This is a genomic window from Erwinia sp. MYb375 (genome assembly GCF_037479175.1).
GTDB lineage: Bacteria > Pseudomonadota > Gammaproteobacteria > Enterobacterales > Enterobacteriaceae > Erwinia > Erwinia rhapontici.
The window spans coordinates 92,423-104,928 of sequence record NZ_JBBGZS010000022.1 but is presented as its reverse complement, the minus strand read 5'-3'; the positions used below and the strand labels follow the sequence as shown (position 1 = coordinate 104,928).

At 56.2% G+C, this 12,506-nt stretch carries 7 protein-coding genes; 2 read left to right on the top strand and 5 right to left on the bottom strand.

The features are described 5' to 3' along the window. The first annotated feature begins 54 nt into the window (after positions 1 to 54). Positions 55 to 1,152, top strand: coding sequence for a GGDEF domain-containing protein (locus WH279_RS12485; RefSeq protein WP_200641729.1), 1,098 nt, complete (start codon positions 55 to 57; stop codon positions 1,150 to 1,152). A 222-nt stretch (positions 1,153 to 1,374) separates the two neighbouring features. Then, positions 1,375 to 1,845: a YbaK/EbsC family protein gene (locus tag WH279_RS12480; protein WP_339456929.1), complete on the top strand. Its 471-nt coding sequence runs from the start codon at positions 1,375 to 1,377 to the stop codon at positions 1,843 to 1,845. A 26-nt stretch (positions 1,846 to 1,871) separates the two neighbouring features. Here the strand turns inward: WH279_RS12480 and WH279_RS12475 are convergent, their stop codons facing one another. From WH279_RS12475 to WH279_RS12455, 5 genes are all read right to left on the bottom strand, one after another. Beyond that, positions 1,872 to 3,077, bottom strand: a complete 1,206-nt coding sequence (locus WH279_RS12475; RefSeq protein WP_200641730.1) for an MFS transporter — start codon at positions 3,075 to 3,077, stop codon at positions 1,872 to 1,874. A gap of 168 nt (positions 3,078 to 3,245) precedes the next feature. After that, positions 3,246 to 3,680 carry a VOC family protein gene (locus tag WH279_RS12470; protein ID WP_200641731.1) on the bottom strand — a complete coding sequence of 145 codons (435 nt, stop codon included), beginning with the start codon at positions 3,678 to 3,680 and terminating at the stop codon, positions 3,246 to 3,248. Positions 3,681 to 3,797: 117 nt separating this feature from the next. Beyond that, entirely contained in the window at positions 3,798 to 4,379 is a 582-nt protein-coding gene (locus WH279_RS12465) for a hypothetical protein (RefSeq protein ID WP_339456926.1), read from the bottom strand. 22 nt (positions 4,380 to 4,401) lie between these two features. Then, a complete protein-coding gene (locus tag WH279_RS12460) occupies positions 4,402 to 4,689 on the bottom strand; it encodes a hypothetical protein (protein WP_167863337.1) in 288 nt (95 codons plus the stop codon). Further along, on the bottom strand, positions 4,679 to 12,490 hold the full coding sequence (locus WH279_RS12455; protein ID WP_339456924.1) for a two-partner secretion domain-containing protein: 7,812 nt from the start codon (positions 12,488 to 12,490) through the stop codon (positions 4,679 to 4,681). Before WH279_RS12455 ends, WH279_RS12460 begins: the two co-directional genes overlap by 11 nt. Between the last annotated feature and the right edge of the window lie 16 nt (positions 12,491 to 12,506).

Sequence of the window (12,506 nt, the reverse complement as noted above, 5' to 3'; positions counted from 1 at the left end):
GTCGAGTCTGCGTGCCAGCACTTTGATATTTCAGGGCAGTCACGAGTAACTATAATGAAATTACAAAGCTACGATGAATTGCTTCACAGCAAGCATCGGCTATCGCTGATGCTATTTCTTTTTTTAAACACAGCTACCGCCATCTTTTGTCTGTTTAATGTTAATAGCATTGCCACATCCATGGTTACTGTACCAACGGCAGCCATCATAATATTGAGCATTACGTTGTTAATATGGATGGTTTTAAAACCTTTAGGTCAATTTCCGCTATTAAATATTGCCGCACTGCTGACAGGATTACTATGGGCATGGCAAATCGTATTGAAGTATCACCAGAGCTTTTATTTTGATGGCAGCTATCTGCTGATCGCTCTGGTCAGCGTATTCTTTATCAGTGCGATTGCGCTGGGCGATCACCTGTTCGCCTTCTGTCTGCACACCCTCCCGGCGTCTGTGGCGGTACTGGTGCTGGATCACGGCCAGAATACGTTGGTTATCCTCTTTACCATCATCCTGCCGTTGTTTGGCTTTACCCTGCACCATCTGATGCAACGGCGGCGCGATAACTTTACCCGGCGCCTTGTCAGCCAGCTGTATGAAGAGAAAGAGACCTACAGTGACCTGAGCATGTTGGACCCGCTCACCGGGCTGTATAACCGGCGCGGACTCAAAAACCGTCTGGAAAATATTCTCGATAATCATGCCGGCAGCCACTACGTCCTGCTGCTGGATATTGATCATTTCAAAGCTTATAACGACAACTATGGCCATGCGATGGGAGACCAGGCGCTGGCTCGCGTTTCAGTGGCTATCCGTGACGCGGTACGATCACGCGATATCGTCACACGCTACGGTGGCGAAGAGTTCCTGGTATTATTGACGAATGTTAATGAATCGATTGCGATGAAGCTGGCAGAGCGTATTCGCCAATACGTACTGGATCTGGAAATTCCTCATCGTTTTAATGATCGGGTGGCGACGCATGTCACCATTAGCGCCGGGATTGCCCCGCTGATTGAAGATGACTTTGACAATGCTCTGGCAAATGCTGACCGTGCGTTATATCTGGCAAAAAATCAGGGCCGAAATACCATTCTCTCTCATCAGGATAGGGTAAAAAAACCGCTTAACCAGCCCGCCGATGTTGTTTAAAAAATGAAACTGGCCTTTTTTAGGGCCAATTCATTTTAAAAACTTAACCTTTTTTTTAATACAAACTCACGCCAGCCAGCATTGAATTACGGTATTAGCGCGAATTAAGTTTTTTAATGATTAATATCTGAGTTTATTCTCTAAGGGAGAAGACGTGTTTTTCCGTTTTACAGACCGCTGACAATATGGCAATTTTATCGCCTTAAACAGCAGGAGATCAGCATGAGTCTGGAGTCAGTACGGCAGTTTTTTGCCGATCGCGCACCCGAAATTGACATCATTGAACTGTCAGAAAGCACCGCCACCGTCGCCCTTGCCGCCGCCGCTCATCGGGTTGAACCCGGGCAGATTGCGAAAACGCTGTCACTCAAAGTGAAAGACCAGGTGGTATTGATCGTGACCCGTGGTGATGCCCGGCTGGATAACCGCAAACTGAAAGAGGCGCTGGGTGCCAAAGCCCGAATGCTGAACACCGATGAAGTGGTAAGCCTCACCGGGCACCCGGTGGGCGGCGTGTGCCCGTTTGGCCTGGAAAATCCGCTGACGGTGTATTGCGATATCTCGCTCAGGGACTATCAGGAAGTCCTGCCCGCCGCAGGCGCTATCCACAGTGCGGTACGCATTTCGCCGGAGTACATGGCACACTTAACCGATGCTAAATGGGTTGATGTTTGCCAGCCTCCTGCCCTGTAAGCATGCAGGGTCAGGCATGCCTTGCCCTACGCGCTGTTGGAAATCTTAACCCCACGCGTTTCGCGGCCAAACGCCACAATCACGCAGATCAGCACCGCTACCGTTCCGGCCACCACCGCCATCGCCATCCCGTAGTCATTCCCGTTGGCCACGGCAATCTTCGATTGCAGTGTGGCATTCACCGACGCCACCAGATTACCCAGTTGATAGACAAACCCCGGCAACACCGCTCGTGCACTGGCAGGCACCAGTTCGGTGAGCCAACCCGGTACCACGCCCCACGCGCCCTGCACCATAAACTGCATCAGAAATGCGCCGATACCCACCATCCATGAACCGCTGGAAAACGCCCACAGTGGCAGCACAGGCAGTGCAAGGAAGGCCGCGATCATAATGGCTTTCTTACGGCCAATTTTCTCCGACAGTGAACCAAATAAAATGCCACCGAGGATCGCCGCAATGTTGTAGAAGATGGCAATAATGCTGACCGTGTGGGGATCAAAACCGTGCTGTACTTTCAGGTAGGTCGGATAGAGGTCCTGCGTACCGTGGCTGAAAAAGTTAAAGCAGGCCATCAGTAACACCAGATAGATACACAGCTTCCAGTGACTTTTCAGCACCGGCAGCAACGCCACCGTCTCTTTACGCTCACGGGCAGCCAGCCACACCGGCGACTCCGGCACCTTAAAATAGATAAACGGCAGCAGCAGAATCGGCAGTGCACCAATCAAAAACATGCCGCGCCAGCCCACCAGGCCGTAGCACAATCCAAAGACGATCGATGCCAGCAAATACCCGCAGGGATAACCCGCCTGAAACACACCGGACATCAGCCCACGCGAACGGTCAGGAATGGTTTCCATCGCCAGCGAGGAAGCCACGCCCCACACGCCGCCCATCGCCACGCCATAAACCACACGGAACACCAGAAACCACACCAGCGTAGGTGACCAGGCGGAGAGCAGTTCGAAGATAGTGAATGCAATGATATTGACCATCAGAATCGGACGGCGACCATACTTTTCCGCCAGACGGCCGAACAGTAGCGCCCCCACAGGCCGCACGGCCAGCGTCAGCATAATCGCCAGTGACACATCGGTAATGCTGACATGAAAATTCGCCGCAATATCGCTGAGCACAAACACCAGAATAAAGAAGTCAAACGCATCCAGCGTCCAAGAGCCAAAGCTGGCGAACGCCACGTTGCGCTGAGTCGAAGTCCAGTTAAACATAGGAGAGAGTCCTGTCTTAAAAGCACACAAACAATGTTAATGATTTGTTTATAGCATGTAAGAAGGACGTAGATTGCGGCGCTTTTGTCAGGGTTCTCTTCAGACTGTAAAAGGCGATGTCATTATGTTAACAGACTAATAATTAGCCTGTTAACGAGAATTTCTCCACTAAATATCGCGGGCTACCATAGCCTGAAGCCCAACCTGCTGGCCGTATGACAGTTCCAGCGTGTTGCCATCAGGATCGGCAAAAAACGCCCAGTATCCCACAGGAGCGGGAGAGGCTACCGGGGCTTTACGCAGTACCCCTTCTTCCTGCGCCATCACGACTTTAGCGTCAATCTCTTCACGCGTGGCGCAGGCCACACCAAGATGGCCGAAGGGACCAAGTGGTGTGTCTCTTCTGACCGCCGTCTGCACCAGTACCAACGCAAACGGGCGGGAGAGGTCAGAAAGCCAGGCCACCTCTTGTGCTTCTGGTACACCCGGCTGACGCTGATGCACCACCTGCATACCGGCGTAACGCTGATAGAAATCGATACTCTTTTGTAAGTCCTGCACTTCAAACGCTACATGGGTGAATCCCACATCGTGAGCACTCATCGCCCGCTCCTCTCGTATCATCAGATAGGTTTATCATGGCGTGTCCGGCGGGCAACAAGTGATCGTCAGTGCGGACGGGGAAGGATGAGAGCACAAAAAGCACTATATTCACCGCACTCAAGGTGCTAAGACTTTGGGAGGCACCTGCGTATCCGGCATTTTTTGCCAGTTTGCATCTTCATGACCATATTTCCCCCCCCAGACGACATCGCTGATACGCTGAAGCTGCCACTCTCCCCGGGTATTTTTTGTCAGCTCATACGGCAAACCACGGCACTGGCGCAGACGCAGGTCAACCTGCAGGCCGAACTGGTAGTAGTGACCTTTCTGCGGTACAAACGTCATCGAACTGCTGCACTGGTTATTACTGCCGTGATACACCAGGCCAATACGGGTTTTTCTGCCCGCTATCACCGGGGTTTCATAAAAATCGCTCCAGGACGCTTTATCCTGGCCACTGGCCACCGGCATCCCGCCATCCTGAGTGTGAGTTAAGATAAACTCACTACTGCGCACCAGCCCCCCCGTAAGCTGGCCCTCATTTTCCTGCTGAATTGACGCCAGCTCGGTGCCGCCAACAATGCGCACCGATGCCGTATCCGGGCCTGGCGCAGGCGGAGTAAAGAACGAATTATGCGGAAACTGGCTACAGCCGCTGGTGGCGACCAGCAGCAGGGACAGCGTGGTTTGACGGAACATCAGCATTTCTCCTTGTGGGCTATCAGGCGGTCAGGGCCAGCAGCTCCGCCACCAGCTCGCGGGCATCCTGGCGGTAGTTTTCGCACCAGACTGCCGACCAGTCAGCGGGGCGCCCCTGTTCTTCCCACTCTGCCAGCGCCAGGCCATTGACGATTTCCAGCTCAAACCACAGGCTCTGCCAGGCATCGGCATCCTTTACCAGGGCACTGTCCTGCCACAAAAACTCGGTCTCTGCGACAAAACTGGCCCAGGCAAACAAATCCTCCGACGCCCGCGCTCCCCGTTCAATCAACTGCGCCTTATTTACCATATTTGACCGTCACCACTTTTCCAGAGCTGTTCGTGACCACCGAGACATTATTGGTGGCATCGTAATAGACCGTTGTATTACCCCGGCTTGAGGTAGCATTGCCTGTTTTAATGGTGTTTTCCACCACCGACGGCATGATGCCACGGTCCTGCATTCTATCTAAAGCGTGACCTGAATACTCGCGGTTGCTGATCGTGCCCACCTCGTTTCTTACCGGCTGATAAGACGGGTTTTTAGGCTGATTCATCTGGTTTTGTTTGCTGCCCAGCGGCAGTGCCGGGTCGCGTACGCTACCGGTTACCGGCGGCGTCGGCGTGACGTTGCTGCCCGTGCCGCCGCTACCGCTGACAGGACTGCTGCCCTTGCTGCTGCTCACCGTCGGGGTGCGTGATCCCTTAATTCCGCCACTCAGCGCCCCCAGCGCGGCACCGGCCAGAAGCTGCGCTCGCTCAGAATCCATCCCGTAGCGGCTTTGCAACTGCTTCGCAAACTCCGTGCTGGACACCACCCCTTCCGCCTCAATCTGCTGGGCATAGAGTGACGACATGTCGTTCTTCATCTGCCAGGGCACGTCATCGGCGCCCAGCACCCGATCGATCGCCTCGCGAACCAGCATGCCATTGGCGGTCACATCGCCAAAGTTAGCCTTACAGGCCGCCGCATCGGTGGCACAGACCGCAATCAGCTCATCCTGCTGTTTCAGGCTGAGTTCCTGCATCTCTTTTCTGACCGTTGCGCAGTCACCGCGTGCCTTACATCCCTGAGCTTTCGCTGCAAACTTATCAATCTGCTCAGGCTTCAGGTAATTATTGGTCATCGCGTTGTCGCCGGCCTTGTAGGCATCCACAGCGCCCGCGGTATCGCCGGACACCAGTGAGCCGGTCAGGCTGGTGGCAATAAGAGCCAGGTTCTTAATCGTTTTCTTCTGCTGGTCGTCCAGTTTATCCGTGGCGACATCCGGATAAAGTGACTGATGGATTGCACGGATAGCCAGTTCGCCACCCCCACCACCCACGGCGCCTGCCAGCGCATTCTGCCCACTCATTTCCGCCACAACGCCACCGAGGATCGCATGCGCGAAGGCATTGGTGGCGATCTCCTGCGCAGTCGGATTTTTAGGATCATTAAAGGTCACGTCTTTAATCACCCCGGCAAGATACGGTGAAGAAGCCTGAGCCAGCGCTTTCGCCGGGTCGCCTCCCGCCAGTGCACCAATTGCTGTGACAGCCGCATTTCCCGCTTTAACCCAGGTATCATCCGGGCCGTAGCCTTTCATTGCCTGCTTGTAAGCAGAGCTCTCTTTCACTGCCTTCCAGTAACTCTGACGATCCTCCGCCGTAGCATTGGCCCCCGGTTCTTCACCGACAGCTTCCATCCCCTGCTTGTTGGCATACAGCTGCCGCTCAGTGAGCACGGTGTTCATCGTGGAAGCCGCAATCGAACCAATTAACTGCACTTTTTGCAGGCGTTTCTGCTCCGCGGCCTTATCAAAGATCGGGCTGAGTGTCTGATTGGCATGTTCCACATCACGGCTCAGCGTGCTGACATCCTGCTGCTGGCTGTCGCCATTGCGCACGATCAGCGTGCCATCAGAGACCGCAGAATGGGTGATGCTCGACCCGTCGCCAGACACCTGGGTCGCTGACATTGATGTTGGCGCAATATTCTGGCCCAGTTGAGTCAGCTTCGACGTGGAAGGTGCTTTCTCTTTGGTCTGGTCCTCGCCCGATGCCGCGCTGTCTTTATCCAGATTGAACTGGCTGGTCAGCCCTACACTCACTCCCGAGGTGGCATAATCGGCCTGATTTTGAATATCGCTGAAACCGAGCGTACCGGTATCCAGACGGTTCTTCGCCGCCTCTGCGGTGCTGCCAATCACCGCACCATTAAGCTGGGTGTGGTTACCGACCGTGACATCGTAGCCGCCGTCACCGGCGAACAGGCCACTTTGTTCCTGCACGCTATCGTAGTTACTGTTGATCTTGTCATTGCTGATCGACAGGCTGCCGCTGGCGGTCATCGAGCCAAGGGTGAAGCTCAGGCCACCGCTGATATTCTGATCTTTTGACTTGTAGTTATTGCTGTCCTGTTCGCTGGTGATCGTCAGATCGCGCCCGACATCAGCCACAATGCGATCGGCACTGACCTGTGCCCCGGTCAGGGTCGTATCCCGCCCACTGAGCAAGGTCACCTTGTTACCGGCATCCAGGGTGGTTTCGTTATGGGTCAGGCCATCGCCATTTTCGCTGCCTTTCCCTTTATTACCATTGGCAAAAATACTGAGGCCGAAGCCGCCAGAACCGACCCCGATACTGGCACCAACGGCACCGCCGCCGCTGCTTTTACTGCTGCTGGAAATCTGGGTATTTTCCGCCGACAGCAGGCTGATATCGCGCGAGGCTGACAGCAGCATCTCATCACCGGCCTGAAGCTGGCTGCCCTGCACGACGATATCGCCATCCTGGGTTGAACCATCACTGCCGTTAGCAAAGATATTCAGATTCTGGGCGGCCTGAATCGCACTGCCCGCCGAGGTCATCTGATCACTCTGGCTTTCACTCTGTGCCTTTTGCATGCCCAGCGACAGGCTGATACCGACGAAGCTGGTATTGGTAGGATCCTGCACAGCACCGCGTACCGCCTGAGCGGCCTGATAGCCATCCAGACCTGCTTTCACCTGTTGCAGGCGTGCTACGCGGTCATCCTGCTTATCGGTTTCCATCTCGGAAATGGTTTTTGCGGTACTCAGCGCAGAGCCAACCGCGCCGGAGAGCGCCAGCGTCAGACCGCTGGAGCGCGACTCTGTCGTGCTGTGTTTACTGGCGCGATTTTCTGCTGAGCTGATTTCAACGTTTTTACCGACCAGATTGATATCGTTACCGGCGATCACCTCCGATCCTTTGATTTTCAGATCGTTACCGGCAATCAGCGTGGTATCTCCGTTGACTGATCCCAGCTGGCTGCCCTTCGCCGTCTGACCCGTGGTTTCATCGGTCGATTTATTAAAGGTTGAACCAACGGTAAAGCCAATGCCACCGCTGCTCATCAGGCCGGACTTGGTTTTCTGCGTCATCGCCCAGCCGTCGCGGCTCTCCTCAGCGGTATCAACCGTCAGGTTATTACCCGCTTTGGCAGTCAGCGAATTGTCTGCCGCAACGTTGCTACCGCTAATACCGATGTCGTGCCCGGCCGACAGCGTAATATCCTGCCCACCCAGATTGCTGCCTGCCACATTTTGCTGATTAAACCCGGCACGCGTCGTGGTGGTATTGCTGGAGAGGAAGCCCGACCCTTTCACTTTGGAGGCCATATCCAGCGACGACTGCTCACTGGCCGTGCCAATGGTGATGTCATTGCCCGCGGCGAGGCTCAGGCCGCTACCGGCATTCAGCGTGGCCGCTGCCGCGGCAATATTGTTTGCCGCCTGCACCGCCACATCGCCGGCGCCCGTAATTTCACTGCCCACCGCCGTGGTGTTGCTCTGGCTCAGGTGGTTGTCTTTATTCCATACCACATTGTCGCTGGCACCGGAGTTGACCGTTGTCAGATTCACATCACGCCCGGCCAGCACAGTGGTCTGGCTGTTTTCGCCCGTATTCACCACCTTCGCCCCTTGCAGATTGACGTCACGCACCGCCTGTAAGGCCAGTTTGCCGTCATCCTGCTGCACATACATGCCTGCCACGCGCGACACCGTATCGCGGCTAAAGGTGTTGCTACCGTTGGTGCTTTCCGTATGGGTGGTTTGTGACACAAGGTTGAGATCGCGTCCCGCGCTGGCCACCAGCGAGGTCTGCGCCTGGATGATGCCGCCATTGTTGGTCAGATCATTGTTCGCCAGCAGCTGCACGTTGCCGCCGCTGATGATCCCCCCCACGTTGGTAATGCTATCGCCGCTGATGCTCAGCAGCTGGGTGGCATTTACGCGGCCCGAGTTCAGCATATTGCCACTGACGCCCACCGCGATATTACGCCCGGACAGCAGCGCCCCGCTGCCATCAATATCGCCCTGTTTCACCTGGGCATAAACCTGCGGCACCAGCACACTCTGGCGGCTGCCATCGGCCAGCGTGACATCACGCGCCACCAACCACACCATATCGCTGGTGATGTTTGCCATCTGGCTGGCGGTCAACGCCACGCCCGGCACCAGATTAAAGTTTTTCCCGAAAGCGACCCCGGCTTCCATCAGGGCCTTGTACTGATCCTCATCGCTCTGATAGCCCGCCAGATAGCGCTCGCCGGTCAGTTCCACCAGCTGTTCGCGCACCAGGCGCTGCTCGTAGAAGCCATCGCCCAGGCGTTTCTGAGTGATATCAGGATCGGAACGCAGCTGTGACAGCATATAGTCAGAGCTGAGCCAGTTTTTCTGGTTGGTGTAACGCGGATCGGTTTCGATCAGGTAATTGCTGGAAGAGGATGGCAGCGGGTTAAACAGGCTGTTCTCCGGCAGCGTGGTGTCCGGTACCTGTGAGCGGATCACCGTGGAATCGGTGCTGCCCGCGATCTCAATGCGCTGACCGCCAGGCAGTGAAGCCAAATCTTCACTGTTCAGTAAGCCGAGGCTGAAACCGCTGAGCGCTGGCGAACTGCTGTCCACCTTCGTGTTGCCTTTCGCCACGCTCGGTGACAGGGCAATCGACTGGATCTCATCCGGTGGCGTATAAGCGGAGGCACTATGTTTCTGCTTATCGTGGCCTTTCTTGTGGATGCGATCCCACTCGATCACCTGCCCCACTTTCTGCACCAGCAGCGTCCCGGCCAGTTCCACGTTGTTCAGATTGGCATTGCTGACCAGCAGATCGCCCCCGGCAATAATGCGGCTCTTATCGTTGAGGGTATTGTCAGCATTGATCGCCAGACTGCCGCCCGCGATGATCTGCGCCGGATCGCTTTCCGTGATCTGTTCCTGCCAGGTGCTCTGGGTATAAGCATACTGGTAGTAGTGATCCTGATTACACACCACACCTTCAATGCAGATGTGCTGTACTTCGTTGTGAGAGAAGCTGATGTTGTAGTCGCTGGTGCCGTAATGCACGCCGTTATTCAGCCCGACCACCATATATTCTTCTTTTTGCTCGTCCGAGAGATGCACCATCTCGGTAGCAAAGTGGTCGTTAATATTGTTCAGGGTGGCGGTATTGATCAGCATATTGCCGATAGATTCGATCGTCGCGCTGTGGTTATTGATCGTCGTCGCCCGCCCGCTGGCAGCATTGTTCTCATCCAGCTGACCACCAATCGACATATCCCCATCGCTGTAAATCAGGCTGTGGGCGCTGTTGTTCAGCGTACCAACACCGAGGTCCAGGCGCTGGCGTGCTGCAATGGTCGCCGCACTCTCACCTTCCGCCAGGTTATTCAACTCCCCGGCCTGAATCGCCAGATGATCGCCATAAATACGACCGCTGCCGATATTGTTCAGCGTTCCGGCACGCAGCACCGTTTCCACACCGTCGATAATGCCACGGTTGGTCAGGCTGCTACCGGCATCCACGTGGGTGATCTGCCCACTGATATCGCCACTCTGCTGGTTGTTCAGGCTGGCGGCCGTCACCGCTAACTGCTTGCCGGCATTGAGCTGCCCGGCGTTATCCAGCGCGCCCTGCACGTTAAGGTCGAGATTGCCGTTCGCCAGCGTGCTGCCCACGTTACTGAAGTCACCGTTGACCGCCAACTGCATATCACCGAGTGAGAGCAACTGCCCGTTGCCGCTCACCGACTGAACGCCGGCGTTGAGGTTTTTCCCGGCAATCACCTTGCCGCCCTCATTATTCAGCGCACCGGCCGTAAGCGTGACACCCTCCGTCGCCGCAATGCCGCCATTCTGGTTGTTGACTGCCTGGCCAGCGCTGTCCAGCGTCAACTGCTGGCCGACCATGGTTCCGCCAACGTTGTTAATGCCCGCGCTGCGCACCTGCACCTTGCCCGCCGACTCCAGACGCCCGCCGTTATTGTCGAGCTGTGCACTGGTCAGGGAGAGATCGCCGCTCAATGCGGAGACCATCCCGCGATCGGTATTCAACGCGCCGCCTGAGGTCAGGGTGACATCCGATCCCGCGCTGCGGCTGTCGCTCAGGTCGATCTCTGCCGCCTGCACCGTGAGTTTCCCGGCGGCCAGATTCTGCCCGTTACTCGCCAGTTTCCCGCTACTGGTCAGCGTCAGATTGCCACTCTTTCCAACACTGCCATCCGCATTAATCCCGGCGCCGAACACCGAATTTTTACTGCTGTTCAGCTCACCCGCGCTGGCAAGGGTATCGCGTCCGGCAGCGATCAGCCCGTCATTGTTCAGCTGTCCGCTGACGCTGGTATGCATATCACGTCCGGCATACAGCGTCCCCCCGCTGTTGCTTAACTGAGCGCTGGTCAGGGTCAGATCGCCGCTGTGCGCAGAGACCGTTCCACGATCGTTATTCAGCGTGCCCTGGGTGGTCAATGCCACCTCCGCTGCGCTGGTCTGGCTGTCGCTGAGGTCAATATCGGCCGCCTGCACGGTGAGTTTCCCGGCCGCCATGTTCTGCCCGTGGCTGGCCAGTTTACCGGTGCTGGTGAGATCCAAATCGCCGCTTTCTCCCAGGCGGCCATCGGTTTTCACCCCGCCGCCAAAGACGGCATTTTTGCTACTGTTGATTTCACCTGCACGGGCGCTGGTATGACGCGCCGCGACCACCATGCCATCGTTGTTCAACTGACCGCTCACGCTGGCACGCGTATCGCGTCCGGCATACAGCGTACCGCTGTTATTCAGCGCACGGCCGCTCACCTGAATATCTTCACTGGCGTTGATCGTACCGCTGTTTTCGATATGCCCGTCGGCGCTGAGGGTGACGCTACCGGCCTGCGCGCCCAGCGTTCCGGCGTTACGCACGCCAACACCGCTTTCTGTGCCGATCAGCTGGATTTTCCCGGCGTACATGCCGCCAAGGTTGGCCACATCCAGCGCCAGCGCTGGCTTCACATCGTTATCACTGTCCGTATTTTTGCTGACGCTGGCACCGTCGGCGCTGACGCGGTTTTTACCGGTCGTCACTTTTAGATCGCTGGCCCAGATGCCACTGTTCACTTTCACCGTGTGCGCAATCAGATCGGTATAGTCCTGGCGGCTGCTGTCCATTCCCGCCCCCTGCACCACAATCTCCCCGCCATTGACCTGATAACCGGTCAACTGGCCGTTCTGCATAATCGCTTTACCCGTGGTCAGCGTGGAACGGTTCGCATTGATAAAACCGCAGCCGTCACAGGTGATCCCGGCAGGGTTAGCGATCACCACCTGCGCCCTTTTACCTGCGACTTCGATATAACCATTCAGCTTGCTGGGGTCGCGCGAGTTCACCTCGTTGAGGATCACTTTCGCTTCTCCGCGTGCCAGATAAGGGTTCGCCGCCACCCAGCCGCCCTGCTGCGTCTGCGTATTGCGGTGGGAGTTATTGAGGATCACGCCCTTTTTATCAACGTCGAACTGGCTGTAGGTATTGCGTGATACGCCACCCGCGCTCGGAGCCTGAATATTCACCTGCGGCGTGCCGTTGGCTGTTTTCCCGATCATCGGCTGCTGGCCCGAAGGCGCACTGCCATCGGCGACAATCCCTGCGGCCTGCGCCTGTGGCATCAGCGCCACCATGCCCAGCGCCCCCAGCGTGAAGAATGCCAGCGGGGAGAGCTGGCCAATCAGCTGGCTGAGCGTATGCCCTTCACCGCTCACCGCCGGACCTTTACCATGACCACGGCCGTTTTCGGCCACCACCATCAACAGGCCACGCGCCTTGTTGAAAATTACGCGATACAGATTCTTATTCACCTGGGTTCATCCCTTC